This window comes from Flavobacterium sp. CAN_S2 (genome assembly GCF_015752255.1).
Classification (GTDB): Bacteria; Bacteroidota; Bacteroidia; order Flavobacteriales; family Flavobacteriaceae; genus Flavobacterium.
The window spans coordinates 70,971-92,503 of record NZ_JADOVA010000004.1 but is presented as its reverse complement, the minus strand read 5'-3'; the positions used below and the strand labels follow the sequence as shown (position 1 = coordinate 92,503).

Genomic DNA, 21,533 nt, shown 5'->3' with positions numbered 1-21,533 from the left:
AAAAAAATAGTAATATGAAAAATTTACAATTTATAACGGTACAAACAAAGCCATTTCAGGTGTATCGCATTCTTTTGGTTTTGGCACTGATACTGTCTTCAAGTTCTTGTAGCGATTTTGTCGAGGTTCCATTACCTAATTCTCAGCTTACAGGAACTACAGTTTTTGAAAGTGAATTGACAGCAAATGCAGCAATGGCACAAATCTATGCACAACTTCGTGACGGCGGCATCCTATCTGGATTACCTACTGGTGCATCTGTTAGAATGGGATTGTACGCTGATGAATTACAAGATTATACCAACTCTACAATTGCCCTACCTATTTACAACAATGCGCTTACGGCTGACAATGCTACAGTGGCATCACTTTGGACTTCAAGCTATAGTCAAATATATAACGCAAATTCGGTTATTCACGGTGTTGAAAATTCGACTGGGTTACCTATTGCGGTTAAAAACAGAGTGTCGGGCGAAGCACTATTCGTTCGTGCTCTAGTGCATTTTTATCTGTTGCAAATTTATGGTAGCATCCCCTATATTACAGGAACCAATTATGAAATTAATAGAAAAGTTACTCGCAGTTCTGCTGATGAAGTATATACAGAAATCGCGAAGGATTTGGAAAGTGCCAGTACTAGATTGCCTGAAAACTATAGTTCTTCGGATCGTGCCAAACCCAATAAAATGGTGGCCAAAGCTATGTTGGCCAGAGTATATTTATACATGAATAAAAATACAGAAGCAGCAAATGAAGCAACTACTGTTATTAATAGTCCGCTTTATGCTTGGGAAACGGATTTAAACAAAATTTTTCTAAGAAATAGTAAAACTACTATTTGGCAATTAGCATCAGCAACAGCGGTACGAAATAGTAATGAAGGTACAACTTTTATTTTCGTATCTGGACCTCCACCAGTTTGTGCGCTTCGTGCCGATTTTATGAATGCATTTGAAACAGGCGACCAACGCAAAGTGAATTGGACAAAGTCAGTTACCACCGGACTAAATACTTGGAATCATCCCAATAAATACAAACTACGTACCGCAACAACAAGTTCGCAGGAATATTCTATTGTGTTGCGTTTAGCAGAACAATATTTAATTAGAGCCGAGGCAAGAGCAAAACTAGGCGATTTAGCGGGTGCAAAAGAAGATTTAAATAAGATAAGAACAACCGCAGGCTTACCAATAATTACCTCAACTATTGCAACTGAAATTTTAACTGAAATTCAAAAACAACGAAGATTTGAGTTTTTTACTGAACACGGCCATCGCTTTTTTGATTTAAAGCGCAGTGGAACAGCCGATGGAATACTATCTGTTTCAAAACCAGGCTGGAACAGTTCAGATGTTTTGTGGCCTATTCCAGAGCTAGAATTGAATGCAAATCCAAATTTACAACCACAAAATACAGGTTATTAAAGTTATGAAGCTATTAAAAAACCATAGTAATCACAATTTAGGTTATTCTTGTAAAAAAACAATTTTGAAATTTTGGATAGTAATATCCTGCTCTATTTACGGGCAGGATAATTCCAAAAGGAATATTGCTGAATCAGAGTATGAAAGGTGGGGCAAATTAGAAAACAGAGCTATTTCCCAAAAGGGAAACTGGATATCATTTGATATGCAGTACAGCAATGGTTCAGATACATTATTTGTAAAACATACGCAGAAAAATATTGGATTTAGTTTTCCACTAGGAACACAGGGCAAATTTGGCGGTGAAATTGCATTTGGTGCCTTTCAAGGAGATAAAGTAATAGTAACCAATTTAGAAAATAGTGAAAGTACTGTTATATCGAATAGTGCTGCTTTTGAATTTGCCAACAGCGGAAAAATTATTGTGAGCTATTCCAATGATGGGGAATTAATACTAAGGAATATCAAAAATGAAGAAATCATTCAACTTCCAAATGTAACGGAATACCAATTGGACCAGCCTAATAATATCCTGTTTTATCTCACTAGCCATGAAGGGAAAAGTAGTTTCGGAACAATAAATCTTGGGACAAACCAAAAAACAGAATATTACACAACGCAAAACAAATTATCTGGTCTAACATTAGCAGAATATGGCAAAGGTGTTTTTTGGCTGGAAGAGGGCATCAACGGGAAATACACAAAACTGAATTTCTACAAAACCCAAGATAAAAGTATTCAAACCTTTGAACCAAAATCATTCTTAAATTTTCCAGAAAAGCATGAAATTGTTACCACAAAATCTTTCAAAATTTCAAGTGATGGTAAAAGAGTGTTTTTTGGAATCGCGAAAGTCAAAGAAGAGGCAACACCAAAAAAAGACGATGTCGAGGTTTGGGATACAGAAGATTTATGGATTTATCCAAAAGCAAGCAGAGAAAATCTTGAGGGGTACGCCACTTTATCGGTTTGGTTTATTGAAGAAAAGCGGTGGAATACGATTACAAATAAAGAACTTCCTTTTGTACAGCTTAACGGCAGTAAATCAGTTGCATTAATTTACAATCCAACTGCATATGCACCTCATTTTAAGCGCTATGGAGAGGTTGACTATTTCTTGTACAATCTGGCTGATGGCACCAAAAAGTTATTTTTAGAAAAGCAACCTGGTGAAAATTACTTATTGTCTTTTTCTCCAAATGGAGCATACATATGCTATTTTAAAGATAAAAATTGGTGGCTGTACAATATAAAAACACAATCTACGGTGTCAATTGTTCCACCTGCAGGTTCCGAATGGGTTTCAAATGATTTAAAGTACATAACAAGACCACATGTTTTTGGAATGAAAGGATGGAGTGATAATGGAGAATACCTTTTGCTACAAGACGAATTCGACGTCTATCAATTTAACATCAAAACAAATAAACTAAAACGCATTACTAATGGACGAGAAAGCGGTACCTACTTCACTGTAGATGGTTCAAATATCAAGCAAATAGGAAATGACAATTACAATGGTTGGGCTCTTACTGAAATTAATTCAGCTAATAATTTAATCGTTTCATCAAGAAATGCGGCCACCAAGTCACAACAATTTAAATTAGTTTCTACATCCAACACTTTAATTCCAGTAGCAAATAATGCTACAAAATCAGATGAACTGCGTAGAGCCAATAATGAAGTCTATGTCTATCGAGAACAATCACATAATGAGTCTCCCAGAATTGTATCTTTTAAAAACGGTGTAAATAAGGTTCTGTTTGAAAGCAATAATCATGATAAAAACTTTAATCAAGGAAAGGTAGAACTAATTTCATTTTCGAATTCAAAAGGAGACAAACTGCAAGGATTATTATATTATCCGGTAAATTATGAAGTAGGCAAAAAATATCCGATGATAACCAATGTGTATTCGCAAATTACAAACTCATTGCACGAATATAGCATTCCGACTTTATACAACGATACCGGTTTTAATGTAAAGCATTTTGTGCAACAAAATTATTTTGTATTATTACCAGATGTGAAATATTATGAAGGAGAAACCGGAAATAGTGCACTGGATTGTGTTGTTGCTGCAAACAATGCCGTTGTAAAAACAGGAATGATTGACTTAAAGCATATTGGCTTAATAGGGCATTCTTTCGGAGGTTATGAAACAAATTACATTATTACAAAATCGAATATTTTTGCAGCGGCAGTATCGGGTGCAGCAATTTCTGATATGGTAAGTTGGTATTTTAGTAACTCAAAAAGTCTCAATATCCCAGAATTATGGCGAAGTGAATCGCAACAATGGAGAATAGGAAAATCTATTTTTGAAGACAAAGAGTTGTACCTAAAAAATTCACCAATACTTTATGCAGATAATGTTACTACACCATTACTGTCTTGGGTGGGTAAAATGGAGACTAATTTACCCTACGAACAGAGTTTACTTTTTTATAATGCATTGAGGAGAGCCAAGAAAAAGAATGTTTTATTGGTATACCCAAAAGATCAGCATGTAATTGTGATCAAGGAGAATAAAATGGACCTTACAAAACGAATTACCGATTGGTTTGACCGATATTTAAAGGAATAAAAAAATAAGTGCAGTCTGTAAAAACTGCACTTATTCGTTAATCTACGGATTAACAGTTCTAAAAAGCGGCGTAGAACAGGTCGTTTCACTATCTTTATCGAATACTTGTGAAGAACCACTCATACAAAAAGCATTTCCTGTAACATCGCAATCTACGTTTACCAGTTTACAACTGGAAGGGAGTGGTGAATGGATATAACCATTAATAATTGCCGTAGCCGTTTGGCTCTCTTTTGCCGTACTAGTGGTTACAGCAGCAGCACTAGCCAATGAGAATGCTACCATTGGAAGCACCATCAATTTTAAAAAATCTGTTTTCATAATAAAAAAATTAATAATTATTATTTCGATCTACTCTTTTCTACAGGTTTTCGATCTTACCCCTGATACTGGCCAGTATATCTTTAATTTTATTTTTTTAGATGAGTTAACATTGAGGCTCCAAAAGTATATTTGACAATTTGATGTCCTACTATTGCATACAAAGCCTTTTCAGTTATCAATAAATCACTCATTTTCATTTTATTTTCGTGGTAGATGTAGAAACTGAATAAATAGATTTTATTGGTAATATCATAAACATCTATTATGGCGGCATAATCCCAATTTTTTTTACTTTCATAACGACCACGAAGCCCAGATTGATTAAACAAAAGTTCATTAAAGGCAGCACTTCTTAAATTAACCGTATAAGGCGGAGCAGCAAGTTTACTATCCCTTGATTTTTTGACTCTGACTACTTTTAATTTAGCTTTGGTAGTGGTATCAATGGTCGTAACGCGATGGACAAGTTTCAAAGCTGTATCGGCTACAATAAATTGATTTCGATAGAAATACGTGTATACGATTTTTTTTAAACCGGCACTGTAAGTCAGGGTTCCGTCCGTGTCAAAAATACCGTCTATTTGTTTTTGTAATAAGTGCTTTTGCTTTCTAATTTTTAAAGAATCATCTAAAGCTATGGTACCCAATATATTTTCGTAAGTACCTAATTGCTGTCCTCTAAATACACAAAGAGTAGAATCAATTGGCTGTAATGTAGTAAAGTAAGGTTTTTTTGTAACCCAAATGGTAGCTTTCCAATCAGAAACTAAACCCCGATAAATGATAGGAATAGAACCATCATAAAGAAAAAAATGAGCACCCACAATTTTTGTTTTAACGGCTCTAAAAGGTAAAGTATCCGGAATAAGTTGAATAGAATATTGTTTTTTATGTTGCAATGTGCTGTTAAACTCAATGATAGTTAATGGAGAAATGGTGTTTCCTAAATAGATCTTTCCTTTAGAGTGGCCGGCAAAGTAAAATCCATAATTATTTAAATTTTTTGTTAGAGTTCTTGATACAACGTTAGGAGTAAATCGACGAATAAATGGATTTTGCTTCTGCATAGTATCCTCTGATGATAGAAATAAAAAAACAACGAAAAGCACACTTGATACTACTATTAATAACAGTGAGATAATCCCTTTTTTATCATATTGATGAAGCAACAGACTGCAACTACCTATGAAAATGAAAAAAAGGTTGAAAATCAAGTGTTCGGTCCATCCTAACTTTTCTAAAATTCCACCACAAGAGCATGGAATAAACGAACTAAAATTCAAAATCAAAATAATATATGTAGTAAAAACAGTCATTAAGCCCACTGATAAATAAAGTGCCTTTATTCGACTTACTCGCAGAGATAAAGCAAGTACTAGTCCCAATTCCGTAAAAATTACAAGAAACGAGATAGAAGCAGCATAAGCACTTAAAAGTGGAGACTGGCCTAATTGTGTTTGAAAGTTTTCAAAATCAATTAGTTTACTGATTGCAGCATACGTAAATAAAATGATATACAGGAAGCAGACCATCTCTAAAAATCCATTTTGTAATTTAATATTCAGTTTCATAGTACTTTTTATTTAAAGCAAAATTCTGAATTATAAAATGACTATAGTTGTCTTTTTGGGAGTAAGAGATGACTGAAACGGATAACTTTAATCCTCAACTGACGAAATAAAACCAACTTCATTTCGCTTTAATTCGTTGGGAGAAAAACCAAATTGTTTTTTAAATGATTTTGAAAAATTTGGATAATTATTAAAACCATTCATGACAGAAATATTTTTTAACGGTATTCCAGTATGTTCAATCATAAAGAAAGCTCTTTTGAGACGCTCTTGATTATAAAACTGATAAATACTAGTCTTAAAAAAATGGCGAAAACCATCTTTTAATTTATGTTCATTAGTACCAAATTTAGAAGAAAGCACCTTTAAGGAGGGAAGGGGTTCTTCAAGGTGTGCTAAAATATAATCATAAAGTTTTTGAATCAATAACGCATCTGCCTGCCGAGTTTTATTATGTTTCTCGTTTTCATTCGCATAAAGTAAAGGGCTATAAGGATCTTGACGCGCAGGAGTAACCAGATTTATTATAATTTCCGAACGATTAACTAACCGTACAATGCTACTGGCAACCGAAATAGGTAAATGTTCTTTAGGTGTAAAATCTAATGTAATTGTTGTAGGTAAAGTACTATTTGCCTCAAGTACTTCTTGAAATTGTTCAAAAGAGGCTGTAGTAATAATATCCGCCAAAGATAGGTTTATCAACTCAGATTCAGAATGACCCAAAAAGGAAGTAACTTCAGATGTAAAGCTCTTGATTATAAAAGAGAAATCTAAAACAAATGTGCTTAGAGCTGTAAATTGAAAGGTCTTATGTGTATTAATGTAACCAATTTGAAAAACTGATTCCTTCATTTCCTCCGCTACCATATTAATTAAAACAACTAACGTTTCCAATTCTTCATCATTGGAACTTAAAGGAATGCGAGTGTTGAAATTGCCACGTGCCATCTCAAATAACATTTGATGAATTGTAACAATACGCTCTTCGTTGTATGTTTTATTCATAAGATTCAACTTTTAATTCTTTTTTATTAAACTAAACGCTAAACAAACCCTTTTAGATAAATTAAAGCGTCATCTTCTTTCGTGAAAATTTGAGTAGGTACAGAGGGCTTACTAATCTCTACATAAAAAGTACTAATAATTAAGGAAAGTTTTTCATGTACAATAAGTGCTACTGCTTGCGTCAAAATAGAGCCCGACTGTGCTAAATGGTCTCTTCCAGCTTTCTCAGTAGCAACAACACCTCTAATATCACATAAAATAGGATAAGTACATTCGTTTTGAAAATGAATTCTATCGGTTACAACGGACTGGGCTACCCTTAAATCAATAGTAGTATTAGGTTTGTATTCAAAAAAGAGAATGCCCCCAGAGATCCAAAATCTGGCAAAATCATTCTCATAAAAATCATGTGCTGCAATCATGTTTTATGGATTTAATTTTTCTAATTTAACAAAAATATAAACATCTATTAATAAGTCACTTGCCAATTTGGGATTATTTGTTGCAATTTGGATGTTTTAGTTGTCAATTCGGGACTTTGACTTGTTATATTGGGAGTATTGAGGTATTAGATGAAATAACTTTCAATTTTTATGATGAATTTTAGATATCTAATTTTTAAAACAACCTAAACAATTTAAAAATGGCAAAAATTAAGCACAATAATTTCATAGACACAGTCGATGAGGTTTTATCAGGAGCAAAAAAAGAAGGAGTACTACATCTCTATGCTGAAGACAAAATATTGACAGGTAGAACAATCAAAATTAAAGGAAAAGAAATGTTTCATTTTGGTACAACTGGCTACTTGGGACTCGAACAAGACATTCGGTTGAAACAGGCTGCAATAGCAGCCATAAACAATTATGGTACACAATTCCCACTTTCTAAGTCATATATTTCACATCCGCTTTACAGTGAACTAGAGCAAAAAATAGAATTAATGTATGGCATACCACCAATTATAACAAAGAACAGTACATTAGGACATTTAGCTGTTATTCCGACATTGTTAAGAGATGAAGATGCCGTAATAATGGATCATCAAGTACATTGGAGTGTACAAAATGCGTGTCAGCTTTTAAAGCTACGGGGAATTCCAGTAGAAATGATCAGACATAGCAATTTGGATATGTTAGAAGATAAAATCAAACAATTAATTACCAAATGCAATAAAATCTGGTATATGGCTGATGGAGTATATTCCATGTTTGGTGATTATGCACCTATCCCAGAATTATTGGCTTTAACTCAAAAATATCCTCAGCTTAATCTCTATTTTGACGATGTTCATGGTATGAGTTGGCGAGGTAAAAATGGAACTGGTTTTATTTTTGATGCAATAAAAGAACTTCCCGAAAATTGTATTGTGGTGAGTACACTAAGCAAAACTTTTGGAGCCAGTGGTGCGACGGTATTTTGCAGGAATCAGAAACTAAGAGATAAAATCAAAAATTTTGGCGGACCATTAACCTTTTCCGCTCAGTTAGAACCTGCATCTGTAGCAGCAGCAATCGCTTCGGCAGACATTCATTTATCTCCTGAAATAGAATTGAAACAAAAAGGCCTAGCTGATAAAATCGATTATTTTAACCAGTTATTATCAAACGGAAACCTCCCCATAATTTCAAAAAATGATTCGCCAGTGTTCTTTTTGGGTATGGGTACGCCTGCAACAGCTTATAAGTTTGTGCATAGCCTATTTAAAGAAGGATTTTTTCTGAACTTGGGAATTTATCCTGCAGTTCCAATAAAGAACACAGGAATCAGAATAACATTATCGAGCCACAACCAGCTAGAGGATATTACAGCCTTAGCTGAAGCGATGGAATATCATTTTCCTAAAACTTTGGAAGATACAAATAATAGTGAAATCAAAATCAGACAGGCTTTTGGAATGGACAATAAAAAAGTAGAAAACATTTCAGAATTAAAAGAGCAGGAGCTTTTTATCGAAGAAAAAAATACCATTCAAGATATCATAAAAGAAGAATGGAACCACTACATGGGAAAACAAAATATTTTCGATTGGGATGGACTGGTTTATTTAGAAAAAACATTTAGTCAGAATCCAGACCCAACCAACCAATGGGATTTTTACTATTATACCATTAAAGACAACAAAGGTATCATAGTATTAATGACCTTTGTTACCTATGGTCTTTGGAAAGACGACATGCTGGCTACTGAGTCGGTTTCCATCCATTTGGAAGAAATAAGAAAGACTAATCCTTTATACCTGACCTCAAGAGTATTGGGTATTGGCTCTCTATTTACCGAAGGAGAACACTGCTATATCAATCAGGAACATCCTTTTGCAGAAAAAGCATTGAAACTATTATTGGATAAGCTGGAAGAAAAATACAATGACTTAAATGCAGACATGCTAGTTTTAAGAGATTTCGAAAAAGACAACAATTACAACAAAACAATAGTAGACCAAGGTTATTTCAAAATAGACATGCCGGAATCCTGTGTAATTGAAAACCAAGTTTGGCATTCATACGAAGAGTTTACAAAAACATTATCGTTGCGTTCACGTAAACATTTCAATAAAGAGATAGAACCTTATGAGAAGTACTATGATGTTGCAATAAAAGATAAATTGAGCAAATCAGAAATATCAAGAGCATATCAACTTTACAACAATGTAAAAGACAATAATTGCGCTATCAATACATTCCGATACACCCAAGAAATTTTCGAAAACATGAATGAAAGTCCCAACTGGGAATTTATAGTATTAGCCCTGAAAGTAGAGCCTGAAAATCCATTTGTAGGAGTTATGTTTTGCTACAAAAATGACAATCATACCTATGTACCGGAATTAATAGGTATGGATTATAAATGGGCGAAAGAATACCAACTGTACAGGCAATTGTTATTTCAAACCATAAAAAGAGCTAATGATTTGCAACTTCAAAAGATAGATTTTGGAGTGTCAGCCTCATTTGAAAAAAGAAAATTAGGAGCTAGGATAATTCCAAAAGTAGCCTATGTTCAGACAAGAGATAATTACGCAATGGAACTTATGAATACTTTGCAAAATGATTACAAATCAATTGCAAAATGACGATAGATATTGACAACTAATATTTAAAAAGATGTTTGAAAAAGCGATCGAATCATTTAATGCTGTCTGCAATGAAATTTTAGAGGCAAACGATACAATGCAAAATAAGGCATGTAATGGAATTGTATTGTGTAATAAAACATTAACGAACTTAAAAGAGATAGTTGATAAAAATGATTTCAACACCGTTCCGGAGGAGATCGATTTTTTCAAAAATATCAAACCCGTTCCTATGAGTTTATTGATCTATTTTACAGAAGTGCGTTCCTGCGAGCTAAGAATGCCAAAAGCGGGTAACACTTATAAAGTCGAATTCCTCCAAAAAGAATTGCGGAAAATTAATAAGTTCTTTTACAGAAATGCCGATTTTGTGCATTATATGGAACAAGGATACAGTTATCTGGATCATCAATTCTTTACTCGAAACCATCGGGATAATTTCCCATTTACACCTATGACTGATTATTACCAATTTCCAGAATTTTCAACATCCCAAGACATGCTATGGGCAAAAGTAAAAGCGATGTATCGATTTATTCATTACATCCGACAAGCACTAAAAAGACTAAAAGTGGATGATTCTGATATTTTTGAAGAAAAAAAGCATAAAGTATTGGTATGGACAGGGCCAAAAACAGCTTTGACAGAATTAATCTACGCCTTGTTTTCTAATGGAACAATCAATCATGGTGCGGCAGACATTAATACTATAACGGCATCCTTTGAAGATTTTTTCAATATCAAACTTGATAACATCTATAAAACTTATACTGAAATTAAAGCACGTAAAAGCAGTAAGACAAAATTTCTGGAGGAATTAACGCTAAACCTACAGCAAAAAATGTACAGAGAAGACCAAGAATAAAGCCTTAACGACTATGCCCACAAGCAGTAAATCCTGATTTTAAAAGGATATACTGCTTTTTTTTATGCCAGAATCAATCAAAGAACAATTACCAGAAAAATTAAGGTTTTTACTTTTTTCGTACTACGAAAGCCATGGGGATAAAATCCAATAAAAGCTGCTGAATTTTATAAAAACATACTAAACAGTACTAATCTAAAACAGAAATCATGGTTGCACTCATTTTTTATGACAAGATCACTCAAATAATTGGAGCCTAAAAAGAGAATATTTTAAATCGAATAAGAAATCATCATTTTATGGAGAATTATTTTCCAGTAAAACCAAGGCTTTAAGAATTTTAAATGTTAAAGTTTTTCAGTACTACGAAAGCCATTGGGATAAAATCTAACAAAAGCAACTGAATTTTGTACAAGCATTTTAAACAGTACCTCTATCTGGAAGAATTGCTACATACTGCATATTGAACCTAAATTTTTGATTATGAATATCGACAGAATAGAATTTATGGCTTGGATGGAGCGAATAATGGAGCGATTTGACATCCTTATGGAATTGGCAAGTGGGACTAAAAATCAACATGCGATTATTGATGGAGAAGAGCTGTTGGACAATCAGGATATTTTACAAATACTGAAGATAAGCCCACGATCTTTGCAGCGTTACCGCTCTTCCGGTAAGTTACCCTATTATACTATTAGTGGAAAAATTTATTATAAGCTCTCAGATGTGCACCAGTTCATCAGAGAAAGCTTTACCGCTCCCATGTCCAAAGTAAAAGTCAACGGCTGACAAATGATGTCAATTAAAGCCAATCAAAGAGAAACAGTGGCAGCTTCTTTACTTTCAATATTGAAATAGAAAATATTCAGATTATGAGCAAACAAACGTTAGATATACATGAGTCTCCTGAACAATTATCAGAGATATTATTGGTACTGGACAAAGAGAAAAAGAAAATTCAGGCTGTAAAGGGCATTGATAATAATGGCAAACTCGAAACCGTAGATGCTAATAAAAAAAATCAGAATCAGTTTATGCGTGTGGATAAGCAGGGTGATTTCTTTTCCAATTTCTTTTCCAACTTCGTCAGCCAGTTAAAGAACCCAACTAATTTTTCCTTTTTCAAAGTTCCTGAACCTGTCGCTATTGATATGACAAATGAAATGCAAAAACAGATGGATAGACCAACTCCCGAAGGGGAACTGCTGATGAAGCAACACGAAGTGAAAGCAGAACCTGATAAAAGCAATAATAAACAAGAAAATAAAAATAGTATGACAACAACACAGACAACATCAGAAACAAGCGAATACCGCTACAAACCAGAACAGATCGATTGGCAAACAATGAACAATCTTGGGCTGAACAAAGAAAAACTTGAAAAGATGAACCTCCTTGACCCATTATTGAGAGGGTTTAAAACAAATGAGCTTGTGCCTGTAAGCCTTAATATAGGCACTGCCGTTACCCGAATGGATGCAAGGCTGTCTCTGCAACAAAATGATGAAGGAGTGGTTGTGGTTGCCATTCACGGTATCCGTAAAGAACCTAACCTGAATTTTGCTTTTTTCGGTCATGAGTTCTCTAAAGAAGATAAAGAAAATCTACTTAAAACAGGCAATATGGGGCGTGTGGTCAATCTGACCAATCCTAAAACGAATGAGACCATACCCTCTATTGTCAGCGTGGATAGGCTGACTAATGAGCTTGTTGCTCTGCGAACAGACAAAATCAAAATCCCTGATGAGATCAAAGGCGTGAAACTTGATGATGTACAAAAGCAAACCTTAATGGAGGGTAAGCCGCTTCATATAGAGGGTATGACTTCCAAAAAAGGGACTTCGTTTGATGCAGAAGTACAATTCAATGCCGACAAACGTTTTGTAGAGTTCTTGTTTGACAGAAATAATACCAATAAGCAATTGCAAAACAATGAGCAAAGCCAGTCGAAGGAAACTCCGAAAACTTTTAGAGGAAAAGAACTGGATAATGAGCAATATCAAAAGTTCAAAGACGGTCAGACTGTCTATGTGAGTGGATTGGTGGATAAGAAAGGTAAAGAATACAAAGGTTACATCACTTTCAACAAAGAGACAAACAAAACAGATTTTTCTTTTCAAAACCCGAACAAAATCAAAGAAGAGGCAAAACCTACTGAAGCTCATAAAACACAAACGGCAGTCAATTCTGAAGGCAAAACCAATGATGCTACCAAGAATATCAAAGAGCCTTTAAAATCAGGACAAAAAAGTCCCGATAGCAAGGAACAGATGGAGGAACAGGAAGCAGACAAAGCGCCGGCCAAATCTAAAGGACGTAAAATGTAATGTGTCATGAAATGCCTTTTGCATTCCATGTGACAAATAAAAAACTGTAAAAATAAACACATGAAAGTAGTGATTGCAGAAAAACCAAGCGTAGCCCGTGAAATAGCAGCCCTGTTAGGAGCCACCGAAAAGAAAGATGGCTACCTACTGGGCAACGGCTATTATGTTACGTGGGCTTTTGGACATTTGGTAGGATTGGGTATGCCGGAAGATTACGGCATTTCCGGGTTTCAGAAATCGTCCCTGCCGATACTTCCCGATCCTTTTTTATTGACCGTCCGAAAAGTCAAAAAAGAGAAAATTTATACAGCAGATGCAGGAGCGTTAAAGCAGTTAAATGTAATTGAACATCTCATTGATCGTAGTGAAAAGATAATTGTCGCAACCGATGCCGGGCGTGAGGGTGAACTGATATTCCGCTATATCTATGAATACCTCAAAAGCAACAAACCCTTTGATCGTCTTTGGATTAATTCGCTGACCGAAAAGGCAATCAGGCAGGGTTTAGACAACTTAAAACCTGGTAGCGATTTTGACGGATTATATCAGGCAGCGCAGGGCAGGAGCCGAGCTGATTGGCTTTTGGGCATCAACGCTTCTCAGGCATTAAGTATTGCTGTAGGAAATGGTATCTATTCACTTGGTAGAGTGCAGACACCTACACTTGCTTTAATATGCAGACGTTATCTGGAAAATAGAAATTTTTCGGTGCAGCAATACTGGCAAATACAGGTGTCCCATACAAAAGAGTTCATAGATTTTAAAAGCCTTTCCAAAAACAAATGGCAAGATAAAAAGCTTGTGGAAAATATATTAAAGTCCATCGAAAGAAATGGCAATACAGTTACGGTTACCACTGTAGAAACCAAAAGCGTGACGGAACAACCGCCTTTGCTGTTTGATCTGACTGGCTTGCAAAAAGAAGCCAATAAAAAGTTGAATCTGACGGCTGAAGAAACCTTGAACATTGCCCAAAGCCTGTATGAAAAGAAATTTATTACTTACCCACGTACTGGGAGTAAATATATTCCTGAAGATATGTGGGCAGAGATTCCAAATCTGATAAGGGCTTTACAGGATATGGGAGCCTTCAAGCAAGCAGTAACCAAAGTGAAATGGGGGCATTTCAATAAACGTATCGTAAATGACCTTCGTGTTACCGATCATCATGGTCTGCTGATTACGGACAAAATCCCATCAGCATTACAGGCCAAGGAAAATGCCGTTTACAATATGATTGCCTTTCGACTACTGGAAGCAATTTCACAAGCCTGTACAAAAGAGATAACCGATATTACTTTACAGGCGCTGCATTATGATTTTGCCTTAAGAGGCTGCAAGATATTGGAACCAGGTTGGCGTTCCATCAAAGGCAGTTTTTCCGATAATGATACTGGACCTGTGCAGGAATTACCCGAACTGAAAAAAGGTGATGAACTCAAAATTAAAGATGCTTCGGTTTTGGAAAAAAAAACCAGACCACCTGTGCTTTATACTGAGGCCGGACTTTTATCAGCTATGGAAACGGCAGGAAAGGAGATTGAAAATGAAGAGGGACGCAAAGCAATGCAAAACGTAGGTATTGGTACACCAGCCACAAGAGCCTCCATTATTGAAACCCTGTTTAGCCGTAACTATATCCAAAGGGGAAATAAATCCCTGTTACCTACCGATAAAGGATTGCAAGTCTATGAACTGGTCAAAGACAAGAAAATTACCGATGTAGCAATGACCGCAGAGTGGGAGCTAGCTTTGCAGAAAATTGAAAACAACGAAAGTAATGCGGAAGTTTTTCAAAAAGAAATGGAAATCTATGCCACATCTATTACCAATGAATTGCTGCAAACGGCTATTGTACAAGAAAACCTACCTAGCCTTGTTTGTCCTAAATGCAAAAAGCAGCAACTGATTATTAGAGATAAAATTGTTAAATGTTCTGATGAGGTCTGCAACTGGGTACAGTTCCGAAATGTATGTGGTGTGCATGTAAGCATAACTGATATAGAAAGTCTTGTCAATACTGGCAAAACTTCTCTTATAAGAGGAATGAAAAGTAAAGCTGGAAAGAAATTCGAGGCCTATATTGTATTGAATGAGAAAGGGGAAAGCTCCTTTGAATTTGAAAAATCTAATTTATCAGGTAGAAACTAAAGTCTTTAATCAGGCTGTAAAGCGGAATATAGACCGCTTTCCTGAAAACTTCCGTTTCCAGTTGACCCAAGATGAATTTGATACTATAAACTTGAGGTCACAATTTGTGAACTCAAGTTTGAATTATGCGGGAAGGCGTTATCTGCCTTATGCTTTTACCGAGCAAGGTATCGCTATGCTCTTATCTGTGCTCCGCAGCTATACTGCCGTAAAAGGATGACCACGACCGTTTTCTCATAATTGATAATACCGAACTCTATCATATTGGAGTATCATTGAAAGATCTGGGTAAAAAATGGTTTGCCTTTTCACGAATGGATATTGAGATTGGCAGAATGCTTCAAATTTTATCCGTTTAGCAAAATTATAAACAAAATATAGTATGGAAACACATCAAAAAGACCTGTCTTATTTCAGGTTACGACTACAAGAATTATTGACTACAAGCTTTCCCGAAAAAACGTATGATGTTAAATTTATTGACCAGCGTTCAAGTTGGGCTTCCAATGCTTATGAAGGAGCATTTCGGGCAGGAAACCCCGTCAGTCAATGCGATCATATTGCTGACTATGTTTTATTTGAAGGATTGTACTTCTCCAGATTTGATACCGTTTTTCAGGTGGTTTGCAATGAGTTTGATACTACAATGGCAGACGAAGAACTACGACCGTTTGCCTTCAAGATGTTGCCTGTTTGCGACCCTGTTTTTACAAACTACAAATTGGAGGATGACTTTGCCTATTCTTCGGAGTTTGAACTGCTCTATACCGAACTGACTGGAACTATAGCCATTTGGATAGAAGAAAATGGGCTTCAGTAAACGTCAACATCTCCAAAGGAATATTGATGCCTTACGAATTGCTTTTGAACTGGAAAGGGAGAAACGGAAAGCCACGATAGGAGAAAGACTGCTAATGATGCAATACAGCGGATTTGGCGGTCTTAAATTCGTGTTGAACCCTGCCCAAAACCCGATAGACATTAACCATTGGAAGAAGACTGAACACGAACTCTTTCCACTTACACAAGAACTCCATCAACTTCTAAAAGAAAATGCAACTGACGAGAAGCAATACCAAAGGTATGTGGAGAGTATGCGGAGTTCTGTACTGACTGCATTTTATACTCCGCCTTTGGTTATTGATGCTATTTCTGCTCCCTTAAAAGAAAACGGTATAAACATCCGAAAATTTCTAGAACCTTCTGCCGGTATCGGCTCTTTTATAAAATCTTTTGCCGATAGAGACTCTCCTCAGGTTACCGCTTATGAAAAGGATCTGCTTACAGGAAAAATTTTAAAGCAGCTCTATCCCGACAGTTCTGTCCGAATAAACGGTTTTGAAGAAATACCAGAAAGAGAACAAAATAGCTATGATGTGGTTGCTAGTAATATCCCTTTCGGTGATACTTCCGTTTTTGATCTTTCCTATTCTAGAAGCAGGGACACTGCAAAAGTACAGGCTGCTCGAAGCATACACAATTACTTTTTCCTGAAGGGAGCCGATATGCTCCGTGAGGGCGGTATACTGGCTTTTATAACTTCACAGGGTGTACTGAATAGCCCTAAAAATGAAACCATTCGTAGGGCATTAATGAAGGATAATAATCTGGTTTCAGCAGTTCGATTGCCAAACAACCTGTTTACTGACTATGCCGGTACGGAAGTCGGTAGCGATTTGATAATCCTGCAAAAAAATTCTACAAAGAAAAGTTTGACCCAAGCGGAAGAACTGTTTTGTCAAAGCAAAATAGCGGAATACAATAAACCAAACAATGCCTTGTTTCAGGATAACGTAAGGATTGTCCATACTACACGTGTGCTTGGCACTGATCCGTACGGACAACCTGCATTTATCTATACGCACACGAATGGTGTGGAGGGAATTGCTAAAGACCTGAAACAAATGGTAACGGAGGATTTTAGAAAACATCTTGATATTGGCTTGTATAAAGGTGAACGGAACGATTCGTCTGTCGTACAAATTCCGATAAAACCAACGGTTACACCTCCCGTTTCCGGACCTGTATCAATTACATTGGAAACACAGATTTTATCTGCTTCAACAACAAATAAGGACATTGTAAAAGAGGAAAGGCAACTGAGCATTTTTGATCTCTTTGAAAATTCAGAAGAACTGGCTGCTGTTGCCACTCCTGTTAAAGCAATTGCAACAACAAAACAACCAGCCAAAAGAAAAAGAACTGTGAGCGGATATCAGGGAAACCTGTTCAGCGGTTTGATGCAGCAACCTCCTGTTCCTATTTCTCCAGTAAATAATACTCAAAGTGAAAGAAATGCGCAGGAAGTCATTGGCGATTTGTTATCAGTAGTGAACAGAAATGGTGTGATCGAAAAGATTACCTCAGAGAACACTATTCCCGAACCTGCAATTTATACCAAGGGAATACAGTCTTTTCATCGTAACGATAGCCTTGCAGTGGATAACGGCTGGGTAGGTTATCTCAAAGATTTTGAAAGTGATAAGAAGCAGGCAATGTTTCATCCTCTGCAATTATCATCCTTGCAGAAAGTAAGGGCTGAAGCCTATATTTCTGTACGGGATAGCTATCTCGATTTATATCAGAAGGAAGCCGAACTGCAAATTGAACATAAAGAAGAGAGAGAAAAATTTAATAAGGCTTACGATGCCTTTGTAAAAAGGTACGGGAACCTAAACAGTGCTGATAATATCAAGCTTATCAAAACAGACAGTTCAGGTAAGGAAATTCCTTATCTGGAACGTGTGGTGGGTGGTGTGGTGCATAAGGCAGATATCTTCCACCGTCCGGTAAGCTTCTCCATTATCACATTGACTGCTGATAATCCTGATGAGGCGTTGGCCGCATCGCTGAACAAATACGGCAGGGTTGATTTGGGGTATATGTCCAAAATCAGTGGTATGCCATCCGACAATTTGAAAGAGGCATTACAAGGACGTATTTTTTACAATCCTTTGGAAAAGGAATATGAAATAGCTGAAAGATGGATAGCAGGCAATGTGGTGGAGAAAGCCACAGCTGTAAAAACATATCTCGAAAATAATCCCTATGATAGGCAGGCCAAACAAAGCCTTACCTCTTTAGAAGAAGCTCGTCCAAGACGAATTGAATTTGAAGAGCTGGATTTCAATCTTGGTGAACGCTGGATACCGACAGGGATCTATGCTCGCTTCGCTTCTCATCTTTTCGACACAGAGGTGCGTATTCAATATTCTGAAACTTCCGATGACTTTTCTATAAAATGCGACCAGAAAAATGTACATATATGGGATAAATATGCTGTCAAGTCTGAAAGTCGAACATTTGACGGGATTGCTCTGCTGAAAAATGCATTAGTTAACACCACTCCTGATATTACCAAAAAGGTCATGATTGATGATAAGGAGATCAAGGTACGGGATATGGAAGCCATACAAATGGCAAATACCAAGATTGATGAAATACGTACAGCATTTAGTGAATGGCTTCACGCCCAAAATGATGAGTTTAAAAAAAGACTAACCAACCAATATAATGATACCTTTAACTGTTTTGTACGACCGCAATACGACGGAAGTCATCAGGAATTTCCTGGACTAGACAGAAAAGGCTTAGGTATTAATGACCTGTATTCGAGCCAAAAGGACACAGTATGGATGATCAAACTGAACAACGGTGCGATTTGCGATCACGAAGTTGGAGCAGGAAAGACATTGGTGATGTGTACCGCAGCACAAGAGATGAAACGCTTGGGAATGGTACACAAACCTATGATAATAGGATTGAAAGCCAATGTTCATGAGATTGCAGAAACGTACCGTGAAGCCTACCCACACGCTAAAATTATGTATCCTGGTAAAGAAGATTTTACCCCACAGAAAAGGCAACGGATTTTCGGAGATATTAAAAACAACGATTGGGACTGTGTTATATTGACCCATGACCAGTTTGGCATGATACCTCAGTCGCCAGAACTGCAAAAGGAGATCCTGCAAGTTGAACTCAACAGCGTGGAGGATAATCTTGCCGCCTTAGAAGCTCAGGGCAAAGAGATTTCAAGGGGAATGCTCAAAGGTGTAATCATCAGGAAACAAAACCTTGAAGTTAGACTGAAAACCTTGGAATACGACATAGAAAACCGAAAAGATGATGTAGTGGACTTTAAGATGATGGGCATCGACCATATATTTATTGATGAAAGCCACCAATTCAAAAATCTTATGTTCAATACCCGCCATGACCGGGTTGCAGGCTTGGGCAATATGATAGGAAGTCAAAAGGCTATGAACCTGCTTTTTGCCATCCGCACCATTCAGGATCGCATACAAGGAGATATGGGAGCTACCTTTCTTTCGGGAACAACTATCAGCAATTCCTTAACCGAGCTATATCTATTATTCAAATATCTGCGTCCAAGAGCATTGGAAAAACAGGGTATCAATTGTTTTGATGCGTGGGCAGCTATATATGCAAGGAAAACAACCGATTATGAGTTTTCAGTCGCCAATAATATTGTGTCAAAAGAGCGCTTTCGTTACTTTATCAAAGTGCCCGAACTGGCACAGTTTTATTCGGAAATCACAGATTACAGAACCGCTAAGGATATTGGTATAGATCGTCCGGAAAAGAACGAGGTGCTTTATAATATACCGCCTACACCGGATCAGGTAGTATTCATCCAGAAATTGATGGAGTTTGCAAAATCAGGTAATGCGATCTTATTAGGTAGACCTCCGCTGACAGATCGGGAAGAAAAAGCAAAGATGTTGATTGCTACAGATTATGCCCGTAAGATGTCGCTCGATATGCGGATGGTAAGCGGAAAATACGATGACCATCCCGATAGCAAAGCTTCCCATTGTGCTGCCAACATAGCTAAATACTACCAAAAATTCCATGCGCAGAAAGGAACGCAGTTTGTCTTTTCAGACTTAGGTACTTACAAACCTGGAGAATGGAATGTCTATGGGGAAATAAAACGTAAACTTGTAGAAAATCACGGCATACCACCACATGAAGTCCGTTTTATACAGGAAGCTAAAAATGATAAGCAACGTAAAGAGCTAATCAGCGGAATGAATGATGGAAAAATCCGTGTTCTGTTTGGTTCTACAGGTATGTTGGGAACTGGTGTAAATGCGCAGAAAAGAGCAGTTGCTGTCCATCATTTAGATACGCCGTGGCGACCAAGCGATCTTGCCCAACGTGACGGAAGGGCCGTTCGTAAAGGCAATGAAATTGCCAAATTCTTTGCCAATAACAAGGTAGATGTAATTATCTATGCTGTAGAAAAATCACTAGACAGCTACAAGTTTAACCTACTGTACAATAAACAGCTTTTTATTGACCAGCTCAAAACTAACAATCTCGGAAAGCGAACCATTGACGAGGGAAGCATGGATGAAAAATCGGGAATGAATTTCTCGGAATATGTAGCTATCCTTTCGGGGAATACAGATTTATTGGAAAAAGCAAAACTGGAAAAACAGGTCGCTGGATTGGAAAGTGAGAAGCAGGCATTCAATCGTTCTAAGTTCAGTTCCAAGTACAAACTGGAAGACAGTATCACTACACTGGAGTCTGCTAGGTCACGATTGGAAAGAATGAGCCTCGATTGGGAAAACCTGCATCAGCGTTTACAAAAACGACAGGATGGTACGATACTTAATCCTGTACAGCTTGATGGATTATCACCCAATGCAGATATGAAAGAGATTGGAGCCAAGCTTAATCAGATTGCTGATAAAGCCCGTACCGGAGGTCAATACGAAGAAATAGGCAGCCTGTATGGGTTTACGTTATTGGTTAAAACTGAAATGTCCGAAAAAGAGGGTGTTGGTATTAGGGTCAATCGTTTCTTGGTACAGGGTGAAGGCAACATAAAATACACCTATAACAATGGTTTGATTGCTAATGACGCAAAGCTTGGTTCAATGAATTTCCTTAGTGCTTTGGAAAAAATACCCGGCTATATAGAGCAGGAGCAAAAGAAAATTGCCGAATTGCAAAAAGACCTACCTGTACTTCAGGAAGTTGTCAACGGTACGTGGACAAAGGAAAGCAGGTTGAGCGAACTAAAAACCGAACTCGCGGCCATTGACAGGAAAATCCAATTATCTATTGCTCCTGACTCTAATGAACAGATAGTTGAAGAGCAGAAAGAAACAATTAAAATAGATGATGTTCAGGAAAGATCTTCAGTACGTTTAAAGGCAATCTAA

Annotated in this window: 14 protein-coding genes; 10 read left to right on the top strand and 4 right to left on the bottom strand. The window is 36.7% G+C overall.

Features of this window, described 5'->3' with window-relative positions; translation table 11 throughout:
- The first annotated feature begins 14 nt into the window (after positions 1-14).
- Together IWX80_RS12215 and IWX80_RS12210 are read left to right on the top strand one after the other, a co-directional pair.
- Positions 15-1,424 (top strand): RagB/SusD family nutrient uptake outer membrane protein, encoded by a 1,410-nt coding sequence (locus IWX80_RS12215; protein ID WP_196853679.1) that lies wholly within the window; start codon positions 15-17, stop codon positions 1,422-1,424.
- A 64-nt stretch (positions 1,425-1,488) separates the two neighbouring features.
- Positions 1,489-4,011, top strand: coding sequence for a S9 family peptidase (locus IWX80_RS12210; protein WP_196853678.1), 2,523 nt, complete (start codon positions 1,489-1,491; stop codon positions 4,009-4,011).
- A 42-nt stretch (positions 4,012-4,053) separates the two neighbouring features.
- Here the strand turns inward: IWX80_RS12210 and IWX80_RS12205 are convergent, their stop codons facing one another.
- From IWX80_RS12205 to IWX80_RS12190, 4 genes are all read right to left on the bottom strand, one after another.
- Positions 4,054-4,332, bottom strand: coding sequence for a DUF6520 family protein (locus tag IWX80_RS12205; RefSeq protein WP_086452579.1), 279 nt, complete (start codon positions 4,330-4,332; stop codon positions 4,054-4,056).
- An 89-nt stretch (positions 4,333-4,421) separates the two neighbouring features.
- Complete coding sequence (locus IWX80_RS12200) at positions 4,422-5,906, bottom strand: MauE/DoxX family redox-associated membrane protein (RefSeq protein WP_196853677.1); 1,485 nt, start codon at positions 5,904-5,906, stop codon at positions 4,422-4,424.
- A gap of 87 nt (positions 5,907-5,993) precedes the next feature.
- Positions 5,994-6,914: a helix-turn-helix domain-containing protein gene (locus tag IWX80_RS12195; RefSeq protein WP_196853676.1), complete on the bottom strand. Its 921-nt coding sequence runs from the start codon at positions 6,912-6,914 to the stop codon at positions 5,994-5,996.
- 38 nt (positions 6,915-6,952) lie between these two features.
- Entirely contained in the window at positions 6,953-7,336 is a 384-nt protein-coding gene (locus tag IWX80_RS12190; protein WP_196853675.1) for a DUF7793 family protein, read from the bottom strand.
- A gap of 221 nt (positions 7,337-7,557) precedes the next feature.
- Here IWX80_RS12190 and IWX80_RS12185 point away from each other — a divergent pair, with 221 nt between their 5' ends.
- From IWX80_RS12185 to IWX80_RS12150, 8 genes are all read left to right on the top strand, one after another.
- Positions 7,558-9,987, top strand: a complete 2,430-nt coding sequence (locus IWX80_RS12185; RefSeq protein ID WP_196853674.1) for an aminotransferase class I/II-fold pyridoxal phosphate-dependent enzyme — start codon at positions 7,558-7,560, stop codon at positions 9,985-9,987.
- 31 nt (positions 9,988-10,018) lie between these two features.
- Entirely contained in the window at positions 10,019-10,852 is an 834-nt protein-coding gene (locus IWX80_RS12180) for an RteC domain-containing protein (RefSeq protein ID WP_196853673.1), read from the top strand.
- A 483-nt stretch (positions 10,853-11,335) separates the two neighbouring features.
- Positions 11,336-11,644, top strand: a complete 309-nt coding sequence (locus tag IWX80_RS12175) for a helix-turn-helix domain-containing protein (RefSeq protein ID WP_072944053.1) — start codon at positions 11,336-11,338, stop codon at positions 11,642-11,644.
- 83 nt (positions 11,645-11,727) lie between these two features.
- On the top strand, positions 11,728-13,182 hold the full coding sequence (locus tag IWX80_RS12170; RefSeq protein WP_196853672.1) for a DUF3945 domain-containing protein: 1,455 nt from the start codon (positions 11,728-11,730) through the stop codon (positions 13,180-13,182).
- 60 nt (positions 13,183-13,242) lie between these two features.
- Positions 13,243-15,333 carry a type IA DNA topoisomerase gene (locus IWX80_RS12165; protein ID WP_196853671.1) on the top strand — a complete coding sequence of 697 codons (2,091 nt, stop codon included), beginning with the start codon at positions 13,243-13,245 and terminating at the stop codon, positions 15,331-15,333.
- Complete coding sequence (locus IWX80_RS12160) at positions 15,275-15,553, top strand: ORF6N domain-containing protein (protein WP_317164745.1); 279 nt, start codon at positions 15,275-15,277, stop codon at positions 15,551-15,553. Before IWX80_RS12165 ends, IWX80_RS12160 begins: the two co-directional genes overlap by 59 nt.
- Before the next feature lie 162 nt (positions 15,554-15,715).
- On the top strand, positions 15,716-16,153 hold the full coding sequence (locus tag IWX80_RS12155; RefSeq protein WP_166137750.1) for a DUF1896 domain-containing protein: 438 nt from the start codon (positions 15,716-15,718) through the stop codon (positions 16,151-16,153).
- Positions 16,140-21,533, top strand: coding sequence for an N-6 DNA methylase (locus IWX80_RS12150; RefSeq protein ID WP_196853670.1), 5,394 nt, complete (start codon positions 16,140-16,142; stop codon positions 21,531-21,533). The genes IWX80_RS12155 and IWX80_RS12150 overlap by 14 nt, the downstream gene beginning before the upstream one ends.